This is a genomic window from Variovorax sp. GW821-FHT10C12 (assembly GCF_059415405.1).
Window position 1 is genome coordinate 118,503 of the sequence record NZ_JBWKNE010000004.1, and the last position, 21,772, is coordinate 140,274.

General features: G+C 70.0%; 19 protein-coding genes. 16 read left to right on the forward strand and 3 right to left on the reverse strand.

The window, feature by feature from the left end:
• Window positions 1–91 precede the first annotated feature (91 nt).
• The 3 genes from AC07OH_RS19910 (at window position 92) to AC07OH_RS19920 (ending at window position 7,359) form a co-directional block, all read left to right on the forward strand.
• Window positions 92–6,076: an alpha-2-macroglobulin family protein gene (locus AC07OH_RS19910; protein ID WP_495301857.1), complete on the forward strand. Its 5,985-nt coding sequence runs from the start codon at window positions 92–94 to the stop codon at window positions 6,074–6,076.
• Window positions 6,077–6,160: 84 nt separating this feature from the next.
• Window positions 6,161–6,805, forward strand: a complete 645-nt coding sequence (locus AC07OH_RS19915; protein ID WP_495301858.1) for a putative DNA-mimic protein — start codon at window positions 6,161–6,163, stop codon at window positions 6,803–6,805.
• A 41-nt stretch (window positions 6,806–6,846) separates the two neighbouring features.
• Window positions 6,847–7,359 (forward strand): phosphatase domain-containing putative toxin, encoded by a 513-nt coding sequence (locus tag AC07OH_RS19920; RefSeq protein WP_495301859.1) that lies wholly within the window; start codon window positions 6,847–6,849, stop codon window positions 7,357–7,359.
• An 8-nt stretch (window positions 7,360–7,367) separates the two neighbouring features.
• Here AC07OH_RS19920 and AC07OH_RS19925 read toward each other — a convergent pair whose 3' ends face one another.
• Window positions 7,368–8,060 (reverse strand): TetR/AcrR family transcriptional regulator, encoded by a 693-nt coding sequence (locus AC07OH_RS19925; protein ID WP_495301860.1) that lies wholly within the window; start codon window positions 8,058–8,060, stop codon window positions 7,368–7,370.
• Window positions 8,061–8,115: 55 nt separating this feature from the next.
• Between AC07OH_RS19925 and AC07OH_RS19930 the strand changes: the two genes are divergently transcribed.
• From AC07OH_RS19930 to AC07OH_RS19955, 6 genes are all read left to right on the forward strand, one after another.
• The gene (locus AC07OH_RS19930) at window positions 8,116–8,574 is read left to right on the forward strand and encodes a VOC family protein (protein ID WP_489057906.1); all 459 of its coding nucleotides are present in this window, start codon (window positions 8,116–8,118) and stop codon (window positions 8,572–8,574) included.
• A 140-nt stretch (window positions 8,575–8,714) separates the two neighbouring features.
• Window positions 8,715–9,062, forward strand: a complete 348-nt coding sequence (locus tag AC07OH_RS19935) for an NIPSNAP family protein (RefSeq protein ID WP_495301861.1) — start codon at window positions 8,715–8,717, stop codon at window positions 9,060–9,062.
• Window positions 9,063–9,137: 75 nt separating this feature from the next.
• Window positions 9,138–9,503, forward strand: a complete 366-nt coding sequence (locus tag AC07OH_RS19940; RefSeq protein WP_495301862.1) for a SnoaL-like domain-containing protein — start codon at window positions 9,138–9,140, stop codon at window positions 9,501–9,503.
• 176 nt (window positions 9,504–9,679) lie between these two features.
• Window positions 9,680–10,117: a hypothetical protein gene (locus AC07OH_RS19945; protein ID WP_307694858.1), complete on the forward strand. Its 438-nt coding sequence runs from the start codon at window positions 9,680–9,682 to the stop codon at window positions 10,115–10,117.
• Between the two features lie 89 nt (window positions 10,118–10,206).
• Window positions 10,207–10,497 carry a DUF2277 domain-containing protein gene (locus AC07OH_RS19950; RefSeq protein ID WP_495301863.1) on the forward strand — a complete coding sequence of 97 codons (291 nt, stop codon included), beginning with the start codon at window positions 10,207–10,209 and terminating at the stop codon, window positions 10,495–10,497.
• A gap of 66 nt (window positions 10,498–10,563) precedes the next feature.
• Window positions 10,564–11,190 (forward strand): LysE family translocator, encoded by a 627-nt coding sequence (locus tag AC07OH_RS19955; RefSeq protein ID WP_495301864.1) that lies wholly within the window; start codon window positions 10,564–10,566, stop codon window positions 11,188–11,190.
• Between the two features lie 84 nt (window positions 11,191–11,274).
• Here AC07OH_RS19955 and AC07OH_RS19960 read toward each other — a convergent pair whose 3' ends face one another.
• Entirely contained in the window at window positions 11,275–11,481 is a 207-nt protein-coding gene (locus tag AC07OH_RS19960; protein WP_062474353.1) for a hypothetical protein, read from the reverse strand.
• Window positions 11,482–11,664: 183 nt separating this feature from the next.
• Here AC07OH_RS19960 and AC07OH_RS19965 point away from each other — a divergent pair, with 183 nt between their 5' ends.
• From AC07OH_RS19965 to AC07OH_RS19995, 7 genes are all read left to right on the forward strand, one after another.
• Window positions 11,665–12,111: a helix-turn-helix transcriptional regulator gene (locus AC07OH_RS19965; RefSeq protein WP_159273156.1), complete on the forward strand. Its 447-nt coding sequence runs from the start codon at window positions 11,665–11,667 to the stop codon at window positions 12,109–12,111.
• A gap of 31 nt (window positions 12,112–12,142) precedes the next feature.
• Complete coding sequence (locus tag AC07OH_RS19970; RefSeq protein WP_489057903.1) at window positions 12,143–12,553, forward strand: VOC family protein; 411 nt, start codon at window positions 12,143–12,145, stop codon at window positions 12,551–12,553.
• Window positions 12,554–12,647: 94 nt separating this feature from the next.
• Window positions 12,648–15,050: an ATP-binding cassette domain-containing protein gene (locus AC07OH_RS19975; RefSeq protein ID WP_495301865.1), complete on the forward strand. Its 2,403-nt coding sequence runs from the start codon at window positions 12,648–12,650 to the stop codon at window positions 15,048–15,050.
• A 73-nt stretch (window positions 15,051–15,123) separates the two neighbouring features.
• Window positions 15,124–17,352 (forward strand): penicillin-binding protein 1C, encoded by a 2,229-nt coding sequence (gene pbpC / locus AC07OH_RS19980; protein ID WP_495301866.1) that lies wholly within the window; start codon window positions 15,124–15,126, stop codon window positions 17,350–17,352.
• Window positions 17,349–18,815, forward strand: a complete 1,467-nt coding sequence (locus AC07OH_RS19985) for a TPM domain-containing protein (RefSeq protein ID WP_495301867.1) — start codon at window positions 17,349–17,351, stop codon at window positions 18,813–18,815. Before pbpC ends, AC07OH_RS19985 begins: the two co-directional genes overlap by 4 nt.
• Before the next feature lie 113 nt (window positions 18,816–18,928).
• The gene (locus tag AC07OH_RS19990; protein WP_495301868.1) at window positions 18,929–19,609 is read left to right on the forward strand and encodes a FadR/GntR family transcriptional regulator; all 681 of its coding nucleotides are present in this window, start codon (window positions 18,929–18,931) and stop codon (window positions 19,607–19,609) included.
• Window positions 19,606–20,928 carry a CynX/NimT family MFS transporter gene (locus AC07OH_RS19995; protein ID WP_495301869.1) on the forward strand — a complete coding sequence of 441 codons (1,323 nt, stop codon included), beginning with the start codon at window positions 19,606–19,608 and terminating at the stop codon, window positions 20,926–20,928. Before AC07OH_RS19990 ends, AC07OH_RS19995 begins: the two co-directional genes overlap by 4 nt.
• Before the next feature lie 18 nt (window positions 20,929–20,946).
• On the opposite strand, the gene AC07OH_RS20000 is transcribed toward AC07OH_RS19995, so the two are convergent.
• Window positions 20,947–21,753: a hypothetical protein gene (locus AC07OH_RS20000; RefSeq protein ID WP_495301870.1), complete on the reverse strand. Its 807-nt coding sequence runs from the start codon at window positions 21,751–21,753 to the stop codon at window positions 20,947–20,949.
• Window positions 21,754–21,772: the final 19 nt, after the last annotated feature.

Consider the following 21,772-nt stretch of genomic DNA (forward strand, 5'->3'; position numbering starts at 1 on the left):
GCTCCAAACACGCACGGCCTATGACGCTTGGCACTCCCGGCGCGCCATGCAAATCGGCTACGCTGCGCGCTGCCTCAAGGTGGAGAATTCCGTGAACCGTTTCATTCCGACATTGCTACTGGCCGCCGGCACCCTCGCGGCAGGCCCGGGCCATGCACTTCAGATCACCAGCCTGACCCCGCAGGGCGAAGTGGCGCGCGTGCGCCAGGTCGTCGCCAAATTCGATCAGGCGGCGGTCAATTTCGGCGACCCCAAGGCGCCCGCCCCGCTCACCGTGAGCTGCTCCGACGCGCAGGCCGGCAAGGGCACCGGCCGCTGGACCGACGCCAAGGCCTGGGTCTACGACTTCGAGAACGACCTGCCGCCCGGCGTGCGCTGCTCGGTCACCCGCATTCCCACCTTCAAGCCGGCCGGCGGCGGCGAGCTGACCGGCCCTGAACGCTATCAATTCAATAGCGGCGGCCCGTTCGTGCGCAACCAGTTGCCGAGCACCTTCGAGCGCATCGACGAACAGCAGATGTTCCTGCTCGAGCTCAACGGCGCGGCCACGATCGAGAGCGTGCGCCAGAACGTCTGGTGCGCGGCCGACGGCGTCGGCGAACGCATCCCGGCCAAGCTGCTCGAGGGCGAGGCGCGCACCGGACTGCTCAAGGCCTTCCACCGCGAGAAGGAAGCCGCGAAAGACCCGCTGCGTTTCATCACGATGCAGTGCAACCGCACGCTCACGCCGGGCACCAAGGTGCAGGTCGTCTACGGCAAGGGCGTGGCCACGCCGTCGGGTGTGGCCAACGTCACGGAACGCCGTTTCGACTACCAGGTGCGCGAGCCCTTCGCGGTGTCGTTCAGCTGCGAGCGCGAGAACGCGCAGGCCGCCTGCCTGCCGCTGCGCCCGATGCAGCTGCAGTTCAACGCGCCGGTGACGCGCAAGGTGGCCTCGCAGATCGAGCTCAAGGGCGACGGCAAGACGATCAAGGCCAAGCTGGAGAACGACGGCGGCACGCAGAACGACGACGACGTGGTCAGCAGCGCGAGCTTCGGCCCCCCGCTGGCCGAGAGCGCGCAGTTCAGCATCGAGCTGCCCTCCGGCTTCCAGGACGCCTCGGGCCGCGCGCTGGGCACGCCCGGCAGCTTTCCGCTGAAGGTGGCGACCGGCGCGATGCCGCCGCTGGCCAAGTTCGCGGCCTCGCCCTTCGGCGTGATCGAGCGGCTGGCCGAGCCCGACACCCCGGCCATGATGCCGGTCACGGTGCGTCGCGTGGAGCCGCAGCTCATGGTGCAGGCGCTCACGCCCGGCAAGGTAAGCGACCTCAACCCCAAGACCGACGCCGAGATCATCGCGTGGTACCGCAAGGTGCGCCGCTACGACAGCTACTCCGTCAGCCGCGACGACGCGCGCCGCGACGTGAAGGGCGCCCTGCCCCCGGTGATCGACAAGAACGAGCGCTCGCACGTGCAGACCCGCATGCTGTCGCTGCTCGGCGGCCAGCCGGGCGTGAAGGCGCTGGACATGCCCAAGGCCGAGAGCGGCGACCCGCGCCCCTTCGAGGTCATCGGCATCCCGCTGACGCCGGGCTTCCACGTGCTCGAGATCGCCTCGCAGAAACTCGGCGAGGCCCTGCTCGACGAGCGCTACAAGGCCGGCCGCACGATGTACGTGCGCACCACCGCGCTGGCCACCAACCTGGCCGTGCACTTCAAGCTGGGCCGCGAGAACTCGATGGCCTGGGTCACCACGCTCGACAAGGGCAAGGTGGTGGCGGGCGCCGAGGTGCGCGTGTCCAGCTGCGACGGCAAGGCCGTGGCCACCGGCACCACCGACGCCAGCGGCATCGTGATGCTCAACGGCGTGTCGCCCGACGCACCGAGCTGCAACGGCCCGAACGAGTACGAGACCAGCGCCTGGTTCGTGAGCGCGCGCGCCAAGGACGACAAGGGCGTGGAAGACCTCGCCTTCACCTGGAGCGACTGGCAGCGCGGCATCGAGCCCTGGCGCTTCAACGTGCCCACCAGCCTGGACGTGCGCCCCGACGGCATCGCCCACACCATCTTCGACCGCACGCTGCTGCGCGCCGGTGAAACCGTGTCGATGAAGAGCCTGCTGCGCACGCAGACCAGCAAGGGCTTCGGCCTGCCGGCAGACCGGCCCGACACGCTGGTCATCACCCACATGGGCAGCGGCCAGCGCTTCACCCAGCCGCTGGTCTGGCGCAAGACCGCCACCGGCGGCCTGAGCGCCGAGAACAGCCTGACCATTCCGCCGGCCGCCAAGCTCGGCGTGTACCAGGTCGAGCTGCGCACCGGCGACGGCACCAGCGACGAAGGCATCAACCGCACCTTCTCGACCGGCATGTTCCGCGTCGAGGAGTTCCGCCTGCCGGTGCTCGAAGGCCGCATCGCGCCCACCGAGAAGAAACCGCTGGTGGCCGCCACGAGCGTGCCCACCGACGTGCAGATCAACTACGTGGCCGGCGGCGGCGCCGCCAACCTGCCGGTGCGCGTGTCGGCCATGGTGCGCGGCAAGGGCCTGAGTTTTTCCGACTACGACGCCTTCAGCTTCAACCCGCCGCGCGCTTCCGACGGCAGCGAAGCCGCCACCGCCGCCGACACGAGCGCCGGCGAGGAAGACCTCAACAGCGTGAACGACACCCGCGTGATCGCCGACAAGCTGCCGCTCACGCTGAACAAGGACGGTGCCGGCAAGGTCACGATCGACAAGGTGCCCAAGGTGAAGGCCGCGCGCGAGCTGCTGCTCGAAGCCACGTATGCCGACCCGAACGGCGAGGTGCAGACGATCCGCAGCACGCAGACGCTGTGGCCCGCGTCGGTCATCGCCGGCATCAAGACCGAGGGCTGGGTCTCGACCAGCCAGAAGCTCAAGTTCCAGGCGCTCGCGCTCGACCTCACGGGCAAGCCCCAGGCCGGCGTGACGCTCAACGTGCGCGCCGTGGCGCGCATCACCACCACCAGCCGCAAGCGCATGGTGGGCGGCTTCTACACCTACGACAACAAGACCGAGACCAAGGACATCGGCACCGTCTGCTCCGGCAAGAGCGACTCGCGCGGCCTGCTGCTGTGCGAGTCGGAGCTGAAGGAAGCCGGCGAGGTCGAGCTGGTGGCCAGCGCCACCGACAGCGAGGGCCGCAGCGCCAGCGCCGTGAGCTCGGTCTACGTGACCAAGCAGGGCGAACTGTGGTTCGGCGGCGAGGACAACGACCGCATCGACGTGCTGCCCGAAAAGAAGAGCTACCAGCCCGGCGAGGTCGCCAAGTTCCAGGTGCGCAGCCCGTTCCGCTTTGCGACCGCACTGGTGGCCGTGGAACGCGAAGGCATCATCGAGACGCACGTGGTGCAGCTCGACGGCAAGGACCCGACGGTCAGCCTGCAGGTCAAGCCCGAGTGGGGCCCGAACGCCTACATCAGCGTGCTCGCGCTGCGCGGGCGCCTGCGCGAAGTGCCGTGGTACAGCTTCTTCACCTGGGGCTTCAAGGCGCCGCGCGAGTGGTGGACCGCCTTCTGGTACGAGGGCAAGGAGTACGTCGCGCCCACCGCGATGGTCGACCTGAGCAAGCCCGCCTACCGCCTGGGCATGGCCGAGATCCGCGTCGGCACGCGCGCGCACCAGCTCGACGTGACCGTCACCAGCGACAAGCCCAGCTACCCGATCCGCAGCAAGGCGCAGGTCACCATCACCGCCAAGCTGCCCGACGGCAAGCCGGCCGCCGGCGCCGAAGTGGCGCTGGCCGCGGTCGACCAGGCGCTCTTGGAGCTCATGCCCAACGACAGCTGGAACCTGCTCAACGCGATGCTGCAGCGACGCAGCTGGGGCGTGAGCACCTCCACCGCGCAGATGGAAATCGTCGGCCGGCGCCACTACGGTCGCAAGGCCGTGCCCGCGGGCGGCGGCGGTGGCAAGGGCCAGACACGCGAACTGCTCGACACCCTGCTCGTGTGGAACCCGAAGATCGTGCTCGACGCCAACGGCCAGGCCGTGGTGACGGTGCCGCTCAACGACGCGCTCACCACCTTCAAGATCGTGGCTGTGGCCGATGCGGGCACCAGCCTGTTCGGCACCGGCCAGGCCAGCATCCAGGCCACGCAAGACCTGCAGATCATCAGCGGCCTGCCGCCGCTGGTGCGCGAGGACGACCAGTTCCGCGCGCAGATCACCTTGCGCAACACCACGCAGAAGCCGATGAAGGTGGAAGCCACGCCGCGCGCCACGCTGCTCACGCTCGAAACGCAGACCGTGGACATTCCGGCCGGCGAATCGCGTGAAGTGGCCTGGAACGTGACCGCGCCCGCGCAGCTCGCGCAGACGCGCGCCGAAGCCATCCTGTGGGAGATCGAGGCCAAGGACACGGTCGGCGGCGCGCGCGACGCACTCAAGGTGCGCCAGCGCATCGTGCCCGCCGTGCCGCTCACGGTGCAGCAGGCCACGCTGGTGCAGATCGACGGACCGTTCACGCTCGACGTGGCGCCGCCCGCCGACGCCCTGCCCGGCCGCGGCGGCCTGAAGTTGTCGCTGCAGCCCAAGCTGGCCGAAGGCCTGCCGGGCGTGCGCGACTGGTTCGCCAACTACCCCTTCAGCTGCCTCGAACAGAAGACCAGCAAGTCGGTCGGCCTGCGCGACCCGAAGATGTGGCAGGGCGTGCTGGCCACGTTGCCCACCTACCTGGACAGCGACGGCCTCGCCAACTACTTCCCGCCGCGCGACGGCGAAGCCAACCGCGGCAGCGACATCCTCACGTCGTACCTGCTCGCGGCCACGCACGAGGCGGCGCAGCTCAATCCGGCCTTCGCGCTCGCCGACGACGCGCGCGCACCGATGGAATCGGGCCTGATCGCGTTCGTCGAAGGCCGCGTCACGCGCGACTTCTGGAGCCCGCGCAAGGACCTGGACGTGCGCAAGCTCGCCGCGCTCGAAGCGCTCTCGCGCTACGGCAAGGCCAAGGGCAGCATGCTCGGCAGCATCACCATCGCGCCGAACCAGTGGCCCACCAGCGCGGTGATCGACTGGCTCAACATCCTCAAGCGCGTGAACGACGTGCCGCAGCGCCAGCAGCGCCTGGACGAAGCCAACAACGTGCTGAAGGCACGTCTGTCCTACCAGGGCACCAAGCTCATCTTCAGCACCGAGCAGGACGACTACTGGTGGTGGCTCATGACCAACGGCGACGTCAACACCGCGCGCCTGCTGCTCACGGTGATGGACGACCCGGCCTGGAAGGACGACATCGGCAAGCTGGCCAACGGCTTCATCGGCCGCCAGCAGAACGGCGCCTGGCACACCACCACCGCCAACCTGTGGGGCGGGCTGGCGCTGGAGAAATTCAGCAAGGTGTTCGAGAGCACGCCGGTGGCCGGCGTCACCGCCGCCACACTGGGCGCGGTGAAGGCGCAGGTCGACTGGAGCAAGGTGGAGCGCGTGAAGGCCAGCGACCCGACCGGCGCCCCGAACCAGACCACCCTATTCGGCGCGCCCGCCTCGCCGGGCAACCTGCGCAACAACACCATGTTCCTGCCCTGGTCCGCATCGCCCACGGGTGCGCCCGTGCGCGACACGCTGCTGGTGACGCAGCAAGGCACCGGCAAGCCGTGGTTCACGCTGCAGTCGCTGGCCGCGGTGCAGCTGAAGGCGCCGTTCGCGGCGGGCTACGCGCTCAAGAAGACCATCACGCCGGTCGAGCAGGCCGTGGCCGGCAAGTACACGCGCGGCGACGTGCTGCGCGTGAACATCGAGGTCAACGCCAGCACCGACATGACCTGGGTCGTGATCAGCGACCCGATCCCGGGCGGCGCCACCATCCTGGGCAGCGGCCTGGGCCGCGACTCAGAGATCGCCGCACAGGGCGAGAAGAGGAGCGGTTCCTTGCCGGCGTTCGAGGAACGCAGCTTCGAGGCCTTCCGCAGCTACTACGCGTACATGGCCAAGGGCGTGATGAAGCTGGAATACACCGTGCGCCTGAACAACGTCGGCGACTTCGCGCTGCCGCCCAGCCGCGTGGAAGCGATGTACGCACCCGAGATGTTCGGCGAGACGCCGAATGCGCGGGTGAAGGTGGAGGCGGCGAAGTAAAGGGGCCGCGGTGAAGGCGGGCCGTCATCCCGCCTTCACCGGTCCTCGTCACCATCGCGGCGAACCCACCACCTGGAGAACCCCATGGGCCTGGCCATTTGCGTCGGCATCCTCGCCGACCTGATCGAAAACGATCCCGAGAGCGTCGAACACTTCGAGGCAGATTTCGCCGCCGCGAACCGCAAGCTCGCCGAAGCCGGCCTGCCGCCGCACGTCGAGCCTCGCACCTTGCCGCCGCTCGAATCCCGCGCGCCGCTCGACGGCCTGCCCTACTCGTTCATTCACTACCTGCGCCGTGCCTACGCGCACCGCGTGACGACGCCCGGCTGGATCGCCACGCCCCTGCCGGAAGACACCGACCCCACGGAAGACGAGACGCTTGAAGACGTGGCCCACATGTTCGAAAGCCACCTGCTATGCCACTCCGACGCGGAAGGCTTCTATCTGCCGGTCGACTTCCAGGACGTGATCTTTGCCGAGGAAGACGAGACCGACCTGCCCGGCGGCATGCTCGGCTCGTCGTACCGCCTGCTCGAGGAACTGGTGCTGGTGGCCCCCGCGCTCGGCATCACGCTCTCGGACGGCGAGCTGTCGGACGAGGAAGCCGCGCGGATCGCTGACAGCATGGGCGAGGACGAAGGCCTTTACCGCGAGACCGAGTCGTGGCTGCTGCTGTACGAATCGGCGCGGCTGAGCATCGCGCACAAGACGGCGATCGTTTTCACCTGAGGGCGATGCGGCTGATCGATCGGTTGTAAGGTCCGCAGACCATGTTCGAGACCACCATCCACTGGGTCCGCGACATACAGCCGCATCGGCTGGGCCTGATGGCACGCCCGCGCGGCGGCGACCAGCTGCGCGAGGAGGTGGCGTCCTGGCAGCGTGCCTCGCTGGACATCGTCGTCTCGTTGCTCGAGGCGCAGGAAATCAGGGCGCTCGAACTGCAGGAAGAGCCTGCGCTCTGCGCCGAACATGGCATCGTGTTCCGGCATTTCCCGATTCCGGACCGCGGCATCCCGGCATCGCGGCGGGACGCGGCGGCCCTCATTGCCGAACTGGGCGTCGAACTGGCGAGCGGCAAGGCCATCGCCATCCACTGCCGCGCAGGCATCGGCCGCACGGGCCTCATCGCGGGCAGCCTGCTGCACGGGCTCGGCGTTCCGGGCCAGAACATCTTCCGCCTGCTGAGCCGCTCTCGGGGCCTCGACATGCCCGACACATCGGAACAGGCGGAATGGGTCGCGCAGTACGTCTTCGGCACCCGCCGTCCGCCGCCCCCGTGAACTCCGACTCAGGCCGCCTTGCCCCGTGACGCACGCGTGGCGGCGCCAGGCGCCGCGGGCTTGCGCGTGCCGCTCGCGGGGCCCGTGCCAAGCCCGACAAGCAGGCTGTCGATCAGTCCCTCGACAAAGCCCGCGTCCAACGGCGCGTGCCCCATCAGCAGCCTGAAGAACAACGGCCCGTAGATCTGGTCGAGCACGATCTCGAGGTCGGCATCCGGCCGGATCTCGCCCGCCTCGGCCGCTTGCTGCAGCAGCACCCGCCCTTCGTCGCGGCGCGACAGGATGAAGTGATTGCGAAAGGCCTTCGACAGCTCGGTGTCGGGGTCCGCGGCCGCGATGATCGTCGTGATGTTGCGCCCCATGTGCGACGACAGCGTGCGCACCACCGTGTCCAGCTGCTGCGACAGCGCATGCAGCGCGGAAGTCGCGGCGCGCGGCGGCTTCTTTTTCTCCGGCGCGGTCGAGGCCATCAGCGCATCCATGGTCACCGCGTGCCGGTTCGGCCACCACCGGTAGACCGTCGGCTTGCCGACGCCCGCCTTCGCCGCCACCGCCTCCATCGTCACGCCCGACGGCCCGACCTGCGACAGCAGTTCGCGTGCCGCGTCGAGCACGGCCTGGCGCAATTGCAGGTTGCGCGGCCGACCGCGGGCGGCCGCAGGCGCGGCAACTTCCGGCGTCTCTTTGACAACAGGTTTCATTTATGGAACGATGCGTAACGTAATTAAATTCTAGACCCACAAGGACACCCTGCCCATGCGTACTTTTCTTCCCGTTCCGGCGCAGTGCCTTGCGCCCTACCTCATTGTTGCCGACGCACCCGGCGCGATCGATTTCTACCGCCGCGTGTTCGGCGCCGAAGAGCTGTTCCGGCTCACGGAACCCAGCGGCAAGGTCGGGCATGCCGAACTGCGCATCGGCGATGCCAAGCTGCTGCTGGCCGACGAGTACCCCGATTTCGGCGCGCTGGGCCCGGCGCGCGTGGGCGGCACGCCGGTGTCGATCCACCTGTACGTGGCGGACGTCGATGCCACGCTGGCCCTGGCCGAGGAAGCCGGTGCCACGGTCATGCGCGCCGCCAAGGACGAGTTCTTCGGCGACAGGTCGGGCATGCTGCTCGACCCCTTCGGCCACCGCTGGCATGTGGCCTCGCGCCTCGAAGAAGTCAGTCCGCAAGAGATGCAACGCCGCTGGAACACCGCCATGCAGGGGTAGGCGGCACGCGGGTGGTCGCGGACACCGCGAAGATCGCGCTGGCCTATGCCGGCGACTGCAGCTACAAGTACGACTTCAGCGCGCGGCTGCACGACGTCGACGCACCGCGCATTCCCGCATGAACGCCGCCGTCCATTCCCATGAAGCGCCTGCTCGAAATCCGCACCTACCGCCTCAAGCCCGGCACCCTCGACGACTTCCACCGCGCGATGCATGAACGCGCGGTGCCCATGCTGCGCAGCAAGGGCATGGACGTGGTCAGCTACGGCCGGTCGGACCACGAGGAAGAGAGCTACCACCTCGTGCGCGCCTACGCGAGCCGCGAGGCGCTGGAGGCCGAGCAGGCGGCGTTCTACGGTTCCACCGAATGGCGCGAGGGCCCGCGCAGCGCGCTGGTCGACCGCATCGAGACCTACCTGAACACGCTGCTGTGGCTCTCGCCGGAGGGCGTCGACAGCCTGCGCGCGCTCAACGGGCCAGTGGGTTAACCGCCTGTCGACGCCGCGCGGTGCGCGGGCCTACACTGCGCCTCCCGTCATCCCCCCAACTCACTGGAGAAACGCATGAAAACCCAGGAAATCGCCGCCAAGCTCGTGGCGCTGTGCAAAGCAGGGACATTCGATGAAGCCCAGGCGCTCTACGCGCCCGAGGCCGTCAGCGTCGAGGCCAGCGCGCCGCCCGGCCAGTCGCGCGAATCGGTGGGCCTGTCGGCGATCCGCGCCAAGGGCGAATGGTGGGTGGCCAACCACGAGGTGCATTCGTTCCAGGTGGCCGGCCCGTGGCCGCACGACGACCGCTTCATCGTCGGCTTTCGCTTCGACGTGACCGTGAAGCCCACGGGCCAGCGCTTCACGATGGAAGAGATGGCGCTGTACACCGTCAAGGACGGCAAGATCGTGCGCGAAGAGTTCTTCTACGCCGGCGACTGAGCCCCGGCAGGCGCGCGGCCGGATCGCCCGTCTGCTTCACCATTGTTGACGATTGAATCGTTCTCTCCATGGCAACGCCAATGGGCGCCTCCCGCCTTCTGAATTAACGTCGAAACCGACGCCTGCACGGGCTGTCCGGCGGGCGCACCGGCGTTCATTCACAGAGGGAGGAAATCATGGTCACAGGACTGCACGTCACGCAACAACGCTCGTTCACCAACCCGGCGGACTACGAGGCTTTCTCGCTGATCCGCGTGCACAACCAGCGGCTGGCGCCGCTGGGCGGGCGCAACGCCTGGGTGGTGCTGAAGACGAACGCCGGCAAGCGCTGCTGCCGCATGATCCGGGGCATCGGCCGCGACCCGGGCTTCCCCGAAGACGGCATCGAGATCGACTACGAAACCCGGCTCGCGCTGCAGATTCCCAAGAGCAGCATCAACATGCAGGGCTTTCACGGCTGCGCGATGGAAATCCGCCGGGCCACCGCGCTGGAGGTGCTGCGCGCGCACTGGGACCACCCCGATCCCGCCTACCGCATCCCGCTGCAGCTCAGCCTCGTGAGCTTCGTGCTGGGGGTGATCGGGCTGGGGCTGGGTGTCCTGAGCCTGAAGTAGCCTTTGCCCGGCGGGTGCTGCGCAAGAAAATGCGATTTCGCTAGACTGGCCGCGCGGCCCTTGCGCCGCGCCCGACCGGAGCATTCGCCATGTGCCGCAGCATCAAGACCCTCTACAACTTCGAGCCCCCTGCCACCGAGCAGGAGATCCGCGCCGCCGCCCTGCAGTTCGTGCGCAAGCTCAGCGGCTTCAGCGTGCCCTCGCGCGCCAACGAGCAGGCCTTCGAGCGCGCCGTGGGCGAGGTGACCGCCACGGCCGCGCGGCTGATCGACTCGCTGGTGACCACGGCCGAGCCGCGTGACCGGGCCATCGAGGCCGAGCGTGCCAAGGCGCGGTCTGCGCTGCGTTTCGGCGCACCCGCTTCGACCTCGGACGCATGAAAAAGACTTCGTTCCCGCGCTGAACGGCGCACCGCCCTTCCCACACCACCAGGAGCATCCATCCCCATGCCCATCGAACTCTGGCTCGCCTTCGTCGCCGCGTCCGCGCTGCTCTTGATCATTCCGGGGCCGACCATCCTCACGGTGATCAGCTATTCGATGTCGCACGGCCGACGCGCCAACGTGCCGCTGGTGGCCGCCGTGGCGCTGGGCGATTCGACCGCGCTGGTGGTGTCGCTGCTGGGCCTGGGTGCGCTGCTGGCCGCGTCGGCGTTCTGGTTCACGGTGGTGAAGTGGGTCGGCGGCCTGTACCTGCTGTACCTGGGCATCAAGCTGCTGCGCGCCGGCATCTCGTCCACCGAGACCGCCGCACCGGCCGCACCGGCCTCGCGCTGGCGCCTGTTCGCCAACACCTACCTAGTGACGGCGCTGAACCCCAAGGGCATCGTGTTCTTCGTGGCCTTCCTGCCGCAGTTCATCAGCACGGGCGCCGACGTGTCGCATCAGATGTGGGTGCTGGCGCTGACCTTCGTGGCGCTGGCCACGCTCAATGCCACGCTCTACGCGGTGTTCGCCAGCTCGGCCGGCCGGCTGCTCGCCTCGCCGCGCGCGCAGCGGCGTTTTCACCTGGCGGGCGGCTCGCTGCTGAGCGCGGCCGGCCTGTGGGCGCTGATGGCGCGCCGCGCTGCCTGAGCACATCCACACGCGCACAAGAAAAAAGACCGCGAGGCTGCGCGCCTCGCGGTCTTTTTCTTTTGGGGGCCTTCGGCCCCGGTGTCAGTAGCGGTAGGGATTGTTCGGCCGGCGGTCGTAGCGATTGGGCACGCCGTCGTTGTCGCGGTCACGGTCGTAGCGGTTGGGCACGCCGTCACGGTCGCGGTCGTAGCCATGGCCGCGCGGGGGCGGGCCCCGGTCGTAGGGTGCGACCACGCAACCAGCCAGGATGGCCGAGGCGGCCAGCAGAAGCGCGAGTGTTTTCGTCATGCGGAGTTCTCCTTGGGTGGGGCTGTACGGTCGGGCGCGCCTCCTGCGAGCCCGTACCGTATTGAAGCCCCGCCGCGTGCGCATCGGGTGTCCAGATGCAGGCGCTTGTGTGAAGTTCGTTACCGGATGTGGAACCTTTGCCTGCGCTTGAGCACGCCGTAGCGACGTGGCACGATCCCGCCGATGACCGCCACGCAGCCCCAGCCCTCCTTGCCCGACCTCGCACGGCTGCGCCGCGTGCGCGACCGCATCGACCGCGAGCACGCGCAGCCGCTGGACGTGGAAGCGCTCGCGCGCGACGCGAACATGTCGGCCGGACACCTCAGCCGCCAGTTCCGCCTGGCCTATGGCGAGTCGCCCTACGCCTACCTGATGACCCGGCGCATCGAGCGCGCGATGGCGCTGCTGCGCCGCGGCGACCTGAGCGTGACCGAGGTCTGCTTCGAGGTCGGCTGCGCCTCGCTGGGCACCTTCACCACGCGCTTCACCGAGCTGGTGGGCGTGTCGCCCGGCGTCTACCGGCGCGAGGCGGCGCAGGCGACGGCGGGCATGCCGGCGTGCGTGGCCAAACAAGTGACACGCCCGATCAGGAATCGAGAAGCGCGAAACCCCGCGTCGCACCTAGCATGACGGCCCGACACAACCACGGACCCTCGCCATCATGAATCTCAGCATCCATTCGAGCTTTCTCCCGCACACCGACGCGCAGGCCTCGCTGGCCTTCTACCGCGACACCCTGGGCTTCGAAGTGCGCAACGACGTCGCCTATGGCGGCATGCACTGGATCACGGTCGGCCCGGCCGGCCAGCCCGCCACCTCCATCGTGCTGTACCCGCCGGCCGCCACGCCCGGGCTCACCGACGACGAGCGCCGCACCATCGCCGAGATGATGGCCAAGGGCACCTTCGCCTCGCTGCTGCTGGCCACGCCCGACCTGGCCGGCACCTTCGAACGGCTGCAGGCCCGCAACACCGAGATCGTGCAGGAGCCCACCGACCAGCCCTACGGCGTGCGCGACTGCGCGGTGCGCGACCCGGCGGGCAACCTGATCCGCATCCAGCAGACGCGCTGAGCCGGCCACTCCGGCGCCGCCGCAGCCACTTGACCTCCCGCACGGGCGCCACCGCCGCGGCGGCCCCGTGTCCCTTCCAGAGACGAAAGACCCGATGAGCAGCAAGGCCCCGAAGAAGGAAGCAAAGAGCACGAAGGACGCGAACGGCGGGCACGCCGCCGACCACCACGACCTCATCCGCGTGCAGGGCGCGCGCGTGAACAACCTGAAGGACATCAGCGTCGAGCTGCCCAAGCGCCGGCTCACGGTGTTCACGGGCGTCTCGGGCTCGGGCAAGAGTTCGCTGGTGTTCGGCACCATCGCGGCCGAATCGCAGCGGCTCATCAACGAGACCTACAGCGCCTTCGTGCAGGGCTTCATGCCGACGCTGGCACGGCCCGAGGTCGACGTGCTCGACGGCCTGACCACCGCGATCATCGTGGACCAGGAGCGCATGGGCGGCGACCCGCGCTCCACCGTCGGCACCGCGACCGACGCCAACGCGATGCTGCGCATTCTGTTCAGCCGCCTGGGCAAGCCGCACATCGGCTCGCCCAGCGCCTTCGCCTTCAACGTGCCCTCGGTGAAGGCCACCGGCGCGATCACGGTGGAGCGCGGCGCCAGCAAGACGGTGAAGCAGACCTTCAGCCGCACCGGCGGCATGTGCCCGCGCTGCGAGGGCCGGGGCGCGGTCACCGACTTCGACCTGACGGCTTTCTACGACGACAGCAAGTCGCTCAACGAAGGCGCGCTCACCATCTCGGGCTTCAGCATGGAAGGCTGGTACGGGCGCATCTTCAACGGCTGCGGCTTCTTCGACCCCGACAAGCCGATCCGCAAGTTCACCAAGAAAGAGCTCGACGCCCTGCTCCACAAGGAGCCGACCAAGATCAAGATCGACGGCATCAACCTCACCTACCAAGGCCTCATTCCGCAGGTGCAGAAGTCGTTCCTGGCCAAGGACGTGGAGGCGATGCAGCCGCACATCCGCGCCTTCGTGGAACGGGCCGTGACCTTCACCACCTGCCCCGAGTGCGAAGGCACGCGGCTGAGCGAAGCGGCGCGTTCGTCGCGCATCAAGAAGCTCAACATCGCCGAAGCCTGCGCGATGCAGATCAGCGACCTCGCCACGTGGGTCGGCGGCCTGAACGAGCCCTCGGTGGCGCCGCTGCTGGCCAAGCTGGCGCACACGCTCGATTCCTTCGTCGAAATCGGCCTCGGGTACCTCAGCCTCGACCGCCCGTCGGGCACGCTCTCGGGCGGCGAGGCGCAGCGCGTGAAGATGATCCGCCACCTGGGCTCCTCGCTCACCGACGTGACCTACGTCTTCGACGAGCCCACCATCGGCCTGCACCCGCACGACATCCAGCGCATGAACGAGCTGCTGCTGCGCCTGCGCGACAAGGGCAACACGGTGCTGGTGGTGGAGCACAAGCCCGAGGCCATCGCCATCGCCGACCACGTCGTCGACCTCGGCCCCGGCGCGGGTTCGGCGGGCGGCACGGTCTGCTTCGAGGGCAGCGTGGCAGCGCTGCGCACCAGCGGCACGCTCACGGGCCGGCACCTGGACGACCGGGCCGCGCTCAAGAAGAAGCTGCGCCAGCCCACCGGTGCGCTGCCGATCCGCGGCGCCAAGGCGCACAACCTGCGCAACGTCGATGTCGACATTCCGCTGGGCGTGCTGGTGGTCGTGACCGGCGTGGCGGGCTCGGGCAAGAGCTCGCTGGTGCACGGATCGATTCCCGCCGGCGCGGGCGTGGTGGCGGTCGACCAGGGCGCGATCCGCGGCTCGCGGCGCAGCAACCCGGCCACCTACACCGGCCTGCTCGACCCGATCCGCAACGCCTTCGCCAAGGCCAACGGCGTGAAGCCGGCGCTGTTCAGCGCCAACTCCGAAGGCGCCTGCCCCACCTGCAACGGCGCGGGCGTGATCTACACCGACCTGGCGATGATGGCCGGCGTGGCCACCATCTGCGAAGAGTGCGAGGGCAAGCGCTTTCACGCCTCGGTGCTCGAGCACCGCTTCGGCGGGCGCGACATCAGCGAGGTGCTCGCGATGCCGGTGACCGAGGCCGCGGCCTTCTTCGGCGAGGGCCCGGCGCGCACGCCGGCCGCGCACGCCATCCTGCAACGGCTGGCCGACGTGGGCCTGGGCTACCTGAGCCTGGGCCAGCCGCTCACCACGCTGTCGGGCGGCGAGCGCCAGCGGCTCAAGCTGGCCACGCACATGGCCGAGAAGGGCGGCGTGTACGTGCTCGACGAGCCGACCACCGGCCTGCACCTGGCCGACGTGGCGCAGCTGCTGGCCCTGCTCGACCGGCTGGTGGATGCGGGCAAGTCGGTCATCGTCATCGAGCACCACCAGGCGGTGATGGCGCACGCCGACTGGATCATCGACCTGGGTCCCGGCGCCGGCCACGACGGCGGGCGCGTGGTCTTCGAGGGCACGCCGGCCGAACTGGTCGCCAAGCGCGCCACGCTCACAGGACAGCATCTCGCTGCGTACGTGGGCACCTGACGCGTCCCGGAAGGCATGGCGGAGAATGGGCCGTCTCCGCTTTGCCTGCCGCCCCGCGGCCCCGTCTGCTGCGATGCCTCTTGCGTTCTCGTTTTCTTCCACCGCCCGGCACACCCTGGCCGTGGTCCTGCTGACGGCAGCCGCCGCACCCTCGGCCTGGGCGCTGGCCAGCTTCGAAGAAGTGAAGCGCGACTTCCGCTCCTCCGAAACCGCCGTGCTCGACCGCCAGGGCGAGCTGCTGCAGCGCGTGCGCACCGACCCCACGGTGCGGCGCGGCCAGTGGACCGCGCTGGCCGACGTGTCGCCCGCGCTGCGCGCGGCCATGCTGCTGAGCGAAGACAAGCGCTTCTACGAACACAGCGGCGTCGACTGGCGCGCCGCCTCGGCCGCGGCCTGGGGCAACCTGTGGAACACGCGCACGCGCGGCGCTTCGACCATCACCATGCAGCTGGCGGGACTGCTCGACGACGACCTGCGCCGCGCGGCAGGCGGGCGCAGCTTCACGCAGAAGATCGGCCAGACCGTGGCCGCCACGCAGCTGGAGCGCCGCTGGCGCAAGGACCAGATCCTCGAGGCTTACCTGAACACGGTGCCCTTCCGCGGCGAGATCGTCGGCATCGACGCGCTCTCGCGCACGCTCTTCAGCAAGGCCCCGAGCGGGCTCGACGCGCGCGAAGCCGCCGTGGCCGCCGCGCTGGTGCGCGCGCCCAACGCCCGCCCCGCGCTGGTGGCGCAGCGCGCCTGCGAGGTGCTGCGCGTGATGGAGCCCAGCGCGAAGGCCGACTGCGAAGCGCTCGACATGTTCACCAGCGCGGTGGTGCAGCGGCGCGCGTTCGAGCCCAACGAAGGCATCGCGCCGCATGCCGCACGGCGGGTGCTGCGCGAATGGCGTGATGCCGGGAACGACAAGTCCACCCCACCCGCCAGCGTCCGCACCACGCTGCGCGCGCCGCTGCAGCGCTACGCGCTCGACAGCCTGCAGCGCCACCTGCGCGAGCTGCGCGGGCGCCACGTCGAAGACGGCGCGCTCGTGGTGCTCGACAACGCGAGCGGCGAGGTGCTGGCCTGGGTCGGCTCCTCGGGCCCGCTGAGCCAGGCCGCCGAGGTCGACGGCGTGACCGCGCTGCGCCAGCCCGGCTCCACGCTCAAGCCGCTGCTGTACGCGCAGGCCCTGGCCGAGAAGCGCATCACGGCGGCCTCGCTCATCGAGGATTCGTCGGCGCAGATCAGCACCGCGAGCGGCCTCTACATTCCGCAGAACTACGACCGCCGCTTCAAGGGCCCGGTGTCGGCGCGCACCGCGCTGGCCGCCTCGCTCAACGTGCCGGCCGTGCGCACGCTGGTGATGGTGTCGCCCGAAGCCTTCGCGCGCGAGCTGCGCGCCGCCGGCCTGCCGCTGCGCGAGAGCGGCGACTACTACGGCTACAGCCTGGCGCTGGGCAGCGCCGAGGTGTCGCTGCTGTCGCTGGCCAATGCCTACCGCATGATGGCCAATGGCGGACGCTTCGGGGCGACCACGCTCACGCCACGCCCTGCCCCGGCCACCAAGGCGAAGCCTGCAGAAGCTGCGCCACAGCTCGACCCGCGCGCCGCCTTCATCGTCGGCGACATCCTCTCCGACCCGAACGCGCGCACGCGCACCTTCGGGCTGGACAGCATCCTGTCCACCCGCTTCTGGACCGCCGTGAAAACCGGCACCAGCAAGGACATGCGCGACAACTGGGCCGTGGGCTGGTCGCAGCGCTACACGGTCGGCGTATGGGTCGGCAACGCCAGCGGCGCCTCGATGTGGGACGTGAGCGGCACCAGCGGCGCCGCGCCGGTGTGGGCCGAGGTGATGCGCTTCCTGCACGCACGCGAACCCAGCCGCGCGCCCGCGCCGCCCGCCGGGCTGGTCGAGGCGCGCGTGAGCTTCGGCCCGGGCGCCGACGGCAGCCCGCTCGAAGCGGCGCGCAGCGAATGGTTTCTGCAGGGCACCGAGCAGCCGCTGTTCGCGCTCGACACCGGCATGGCGAGCGACGCCGCCTCGGCGCGCATCACGGCGCCGGCCGACGGCACGATCCTCGCGCTCGACCCCGACATTCCGCCGCAGCGCCAGCGCGTGCGCTTCGAAGCCGAAGGGCGCGGCGTGCAGTGGCGCATCGACGGCAAGTTCCACGCGCGCGGCAACAGCGCGCAGTGGCTGCCGTGGCCGGGGCGGCACCTGATCGAACTGGTGGACGCCAGCGGCAAGGTGGTCGACCAGCGCCGGGTAGAGGTGCGCGGCGCGGGCGTGGTGGCGGCCAAAGGCGCGCGCCGATGAACACGCCGATGCGCGCGCCGTTGTCGCTGCCCCGCTGGCTGTCGCTGTGCCTGGGCCTGCTGCTGTTGGTGCTGTGCCTGGCCGTCCCGCGCGCCGCGCAGGCCAAGCCCGTGCCGGTGCCGCCGATGAGTTCGCGCGTGGTCGACCTCGCGCAGGCGCTGCCGGCCGGCGAGGCCGAGGCGCTGCGCGCGCAGATCGCCGACATCCAGAGCCGCACCCAGGCCCAGCTCGCCGTGCTCATCGTGCCGACCACGGGCGAGGACACCATCGAGAGCTACGCCACGCGCGTCTTCGCGAAGTGGCGGCTGGGCCGCAGCGACGCCGACGACGGCATCCTGCTGCTCGTGGCGCAGAAAGACCGCCGCATGCGCATCGAGGTCGGCACCGGGCTCGAAGGCACGGTGACCGACATCCAGGCGGCCCGCATCATCGACCGCGAGATGGCGCCGCGCTTTCGCGAGGGCGACTTCGCCGGCGGCGTGCAGGCGGCCGTGGGCGCGCTCGCGCGGCTGCTCGACGGCGAAGTGGGCGTCGTCGCGCCCGAATCGCAGCAGATCGTCGTGGACCACGCCGCCGCACCTGACGAAGAGAAAGTCACCAGCCTCTCGCGCGGCGGCCGCGTCACGCCCGAGGGCTGGGGCCTGCTGGGCGTGGTGCTGTGGGGCCTGGGCCTGGGCATCTGCCACGGCCGCGGCATCGAGCGCGACCCGCCGCGCGGCAGCTCGGCCTCGCGGCGTGCCGAAGAGAAAAAACGCAAGGGCCAGCGCAAAGGCAGCGCGGGCCCCGAACCCTGGGCCGACGCCCTGGCGGCAATGAAGCCCGAACCGACGCGTGCGCGCCCTGCCCCACGCGACCTGCGCCTGGTGCTCGGCCTGCTCGGGGCCGGCCCGCTGGCGGCCGGCGCGGCGCTGCTGAACCCGGCCATCGCGCTGGTGCTGGCGATGCCGGCGATCTTCGGCTACGGCCTGGGCTTTCTCTGCGGCATATCGCGCACGGCAGCCATCTTCATGGGCGGCTTCGTGCTCGTGATCGCGTCGCTGGTCGCCATCGCGTGGACGGTCGGCGCCGACCGCTTCTGGTGGGGCTTCCTGTGGGCGCTGTGCATCGGCGGCGTGACGCTGTTCGCGGTGGTCATCGTGCGCTGCATGGTCAACACCTTCCAGCGCAGCATGGTCAGCTTCCTCATCCGGCTGGCCATCGTGGCCGGCATCTGCGGCTACGTGTTCCACATCACCTCACCCGGCCCGGTGCCGGACACCTCGTGGATTCCCATCGCGCTGGCGGCGTTCTTCTCGATGCTGATCGGCTTCCTGCCGCCCGGCGTCATGGAGTCGGGCAGCGGCGACGACGACGACAGCGGCTGGAGCAGCAGCAGTTCATCCTCTTCTTCATCCTCGTCGTCTTCGTCCTCCTCGGACAGCGGCGGTTCCAGCAGCGGCGGCGGCGCCTCGGGCAGCTGGTAAACCAGGCGGCCCGGCACCCCGTCGCGCCGCCTTCATGCCCCTCCCGTTGACCGCGTCTTTTTAACAATGGTTAAATTCATCCAATCATTCAATGAATAAGCCGGCCTGATCCCATGCTCGTCCAACCTCCTCGCACCTCCCTGGCCGACGCCGCCGCGAACAGCATCCGCACCGAGATCGCCTCGGGCCGCTGGCCCATCGGTTCTCGCATTCCCATCGAGCCCCAGCTGGCGCAACTGCTGGGCGTGAGCCGCGGCACGGTGCGCGAAGCGGTGAAGACGCTGGTCTCGCGCGGCCTGCTCGAGGTGCAGCAGGGTTCGGGCACCTACGTGCGATCGGGCTTCGACCCCTCGGCCAGCCTGCAGAAGCTGCGCCTGGCCAGCCTGCGCGACCAGTTCGAGGTGCGCCGCGCGCTCGAGGTCGAGGCCGCCCGGCTCGCCGCCGTGCGCCACACCGCGAAAGACCTGCGCCGGCTGCACGCCCTGCTCGACAAGCGCGGCCAGCCCGACCTGGCCGACGGCGGCGCGGCCTTCATCGAGCGCGACCTGGCCTTCCACCTGGCCATCGTCGATGTGTCGGGCAACCTGGCGCTGGTCGAGACCTGCCGCTTCATCACCGGCTACATCAAGGAAACCATCGCCAGCACGCTGAGCGCCAGCCTGCCCGAGCCCGACGAGGCGGCGCACCGCGCCATCGTCGAAGGCATTGCCAGCCGCGACCCCGAGCGCGCCGCCGCCGCCGTGCGCGAGCTGATGGCGCCGACGCTCAACGCGCTCGCACTGGGCACCGCATGAGCGCCATGACCTTGCCCACGGGTGCCGCCACCGCTGCGCGCACCCAGGCGGCGCCATCGGGCGCCGAAGAACTGCTGATCGACGCCGAAGTCGACAGCCTGCCCGCGCCGCGCCCCACGCCCACCCCCAGCCGGGGCCGCCGGCTGCTGCTGGGCCTGACGGTGGTGCTCATCGCCTTCAACCTGCGGCCGGTGTTCGCCAGCCTGTCGGTGGTGCTGCCGGAAATCATCCGCGCCACCGGCCTGTCGGCCACCGCCGCGAGCCTGTTGACCACGCTGCCGATCGTCTGCCTGGGCGTGTTCGCGCCGATGGCGCCCTGGCTCGGGCGCCGCTTCGGCACCGAGCGCACGCTGCTGGGCTGCATGGTGCTGATCGGCGTGGGCACGGTGCTGCGCGGCACCGGCAACATCCCGCTGCTGTTCCTGGCCTCGGCCATCGCGGGCAGCGGCATCGCGGTGTCGAATGTGCTGCTCTCGGGCCTGGTGAAGCGCGACTTCGCCAAGCAGGCCGCGCTGATGATGGGCCTGTACACCATGGCCGTCTGCGGCGGCGCCGCCAGCGCCGCGGGCCTGACGGTGCCGCTGGAGCACGCGCTGGGCGGCGGCTGGACGCTGGCGCTCGCCATGTGGGCCGTGCCGGCCGCGCTGGTCACGTTCATCTGGGCGCCGCAGGCGCTGCCGCTCAAGCCGGTGGCGAGCGAGTCGGGCTTCACCGTGCGCGGCCTGTGGCGCGACCGGCTGGCCTGGCAGGTGACCTTCTTCATGGGCCTGCAGTCGGCCCTGGCGTACATCGTGATGGGCTGGCTGGCGCCGATCCTGCGCGAGCGCGGGCTCAGCGGCGAAATGGCCGGCTACGTGGTGTCGCTGTCGGTCATGACGCAGGTCGTGACCTGCCTCGTGGTGCCGGCGCTGGCCGTGAAGCTGCGCAACCAGCGCGCGCTGGCGGTGGTGCTGTCGGCGATGACGGTGGCGGCCATGCTGGCCATGCTGTTCGCGCCGCTGGACGCCCCCGGCGGCATGTGGACCTGGGCCGTGGTGCTGGGCATTTCGCAGGGCGGCACCTTCGCGCTGGCGCTCACCATGATCGTGCTGCGCTCGCCCGATTCGCACATTGCCGCGCACCTGTCGGGCATGGCGCAGGGCGTGGGCTACATGGTGGCGGCCTTCGGTCCGCTGCTGGCCGGGCTGCTGCACGGCTGGACCGGCAGCTTCCGCGCCTCGGCGTGGCTGTTCGTCGGCCTGGGCGTGGTGCTGGTCATGGCGGGGCTGGGCGCAGGGCGCACGCTGCACGTGGGCGCGGTGACCGTGCCGCGGCACTGATCCGCTGCTGCTGTCTGGCTACTGCAGCCCGCCGTCGCAGGCGGTCGGCTTCTGCGCGCTGTCGTCCGTGAAGTCGACGCTGGTGCGCTTGTTGCCGGCCGGCCCCGTGTGCGCCGGCCACTCGCTCTGCAGCCAGGTGTAGCGCCACCCATAGGGACCGCCGGCCTTCGCCGGCACGTCGTAGGCGATGCGCAGGCTGCCGCGGCTTTCGTCGTGGCAGTGCTTCGAGGTCTTGTATTCCTTCTCGCTGAAGCAGGCACGGATCGACCGCGAACACCAGTACGGGATGCCCTCGCGCGCGGCCTTGGCGCGCTGCCCGGGCGGCGTGTCCAGCGGCACGAAGTCGGCCGTCACATAGGACGCGCCGCCGCCCGAATAGCTTTCCGATTCGCGCTGGGTCACGGCCACGGCCCAGCGGCCTTCGGCCAGCGGGTAGAGCACCGGCGCGAGGGCCAGGTGCAGCTCGGGGTGGTCGCTGGGGCGGTCGCGCTGCTGCGAGGCCACGTAGGTCGAGAAATCGTGCAGCTGCGCGAGCTGCCAGCCACCGGTGCCGGCGTCGCGCTTCAGGCGCGCCATGGCCAGGGGCTTTTCCGAGGTGAGCAGGTAGTCGTCGGGTGCGCCGCCGTCGCGCGGGCGGTGCAGCTTCAGCGCCTGCGCATCGCAGGGCTGGGGCAGCAAGGCGCACAGGTGGGCGCGCCACATGGCGTCGACGGCCTCGGGTGTCTTGACGGCCACGAAGACCTGTGCGGCAGGCGCGGCGAGCACGGGGCCGGCCGGCAGCGACGCGAGAAGACCGACGATCCCGGCAAGAGGCAGCTTTTTCATGGGGCGCAATGGTAGCCAT

Excerpts from the sequence above, each read along its gene's own strand:
- AC07OH_RS19925 (WP_495301860.1), bottom strand. The coding sequence starts at position 8,060 with ATGAAACCTGTTGTCAAAGAGACGCCGGAAGTTGCCGCGCCTGCGGCC.
- AC07OH_RS19915 (WP_495301858.1), top strand. The coding sequence starts at position 6,161 with ATGGGCCTGGCCATTTGCGTCGGCATCCTCGCCGACCTGATCGAAAAC.
- AC07OH_RS20000 (WP_495301870.1), bottom strand. The coding sequence starts at position 21,753 with ATGAAAAAGCTGCCTCTTGCCGGGATCGTCGGTCTTCTCGCGTCGCTG.
- AC07OH_RS19930 (WP_489057906.1), top strand. The coding sequence starts at position 8,116 with ATGCGTACTTTTCTTCCCGTTCCGGCGCAGTGCCTTGCGCCCTACCTC.
- pbpC (WP_495301866.1), top strand. The coding sequence starts at position 15,124 with ATGCCTCTTGCGTTCTCGTTTTCTTCCACCGCCCGGCACACCCTGGCC.
- AC07OH_RS19955 (WP_495301864.1), top strand. The coding sequence starts at position 10,564 with ATGCCCATCGAACTCTGGCTCGCCTTCGTCGCCGCGTCCGCGCTGCTC.
- AC07OH_RS19985 (WP_495301867.1), top strand. The coding sequence starts at position 17,349 with ATGAACACGCCGATGCGCGCGCCGTTGTCGCTGCCCCGCTGGCTGTCG.
- AC07OH_RS19960 (WP_062474353.1), bottom strand. The coding sequence starts at position 11,481 with ATGACGAAAACACTCGCGCTTCTGCTGGCCGCCTCGGCCATCCTGGCT.
- AC07OH_RS19950 (WP_495301863.1), top strand. The coding sequence starts at position 10,207 with ATGTGCCGCAGCATCAAGACCCTCTACAACTTCGAGCCCCCTGCCACC.
- AC07OH_RS19970 (WP_489057903.1), top strand. The coding sequence starts at position 12,143 with ATGAATCTCAGCATCCATTCGAGCTTTCTCCCGCACACCGACGCGCAG.
- AC07OH_RS19935 (WP_495301861.1), top strand. The coding sequence starts at position 8,715 with ATGAAGCGCCTGCTCGAAATCCGCACCTACCGCCTCAAGCCCGGCACC.
- AC07OH_RS19965 (WP_159273156.1), top strand. The coding sequence starts at position 11,665 with ATGACCGCCACGCAGCCCCAGCCCTCCTTGCCCGACCTCGCACGGCTG.
- AC07OH_RS19975 (WP_495301865.1), top strand. The coding sequence starts at position 12,648 with ATGAGCAGCAAGGCCCCGAAGAAGGAAGCAAAGAGCACGAAGGACGCG.
- AC07OH_RS19940 (WP_495301862.1), top strand. The coding sequence starts at position 9,138 with ATGAAAACCCAGGAAATCGCCGCCAAGCTCGTGGCGCTGTGCAAAGCA.
- AC07OH_RS19945 (WP_307694858.1), top strand. The coding sequence starts at position 9,680 with ATGGTCACAGGACTGCACGTCACGCAACAACGCTCGTTCACCAACCCG.
- AC07OH_RS19995 (WP_495301869.1), top strand. The coding sequence starts at position 19,606 with ATGAGCGCCATGACCTTGCCCACGGGTGCCGCCACCGCTGCGCGCACC.
- AC07OH_RS19990 (WP_495301868.1), top strand. The coding sequence starts at position 18,929 with ATGCTCGTCCAACCTCCTCGCACCTCCCTGGCCGACGCCGCCGCGAAC.
- AC07OH_RS19920 (WP_495301859.1), top strand. The coding sequence starts at position 6,847 with ATGTTCGAGACCACCATCCACTGGGTCCGCGACATACAGCCGCATCGG.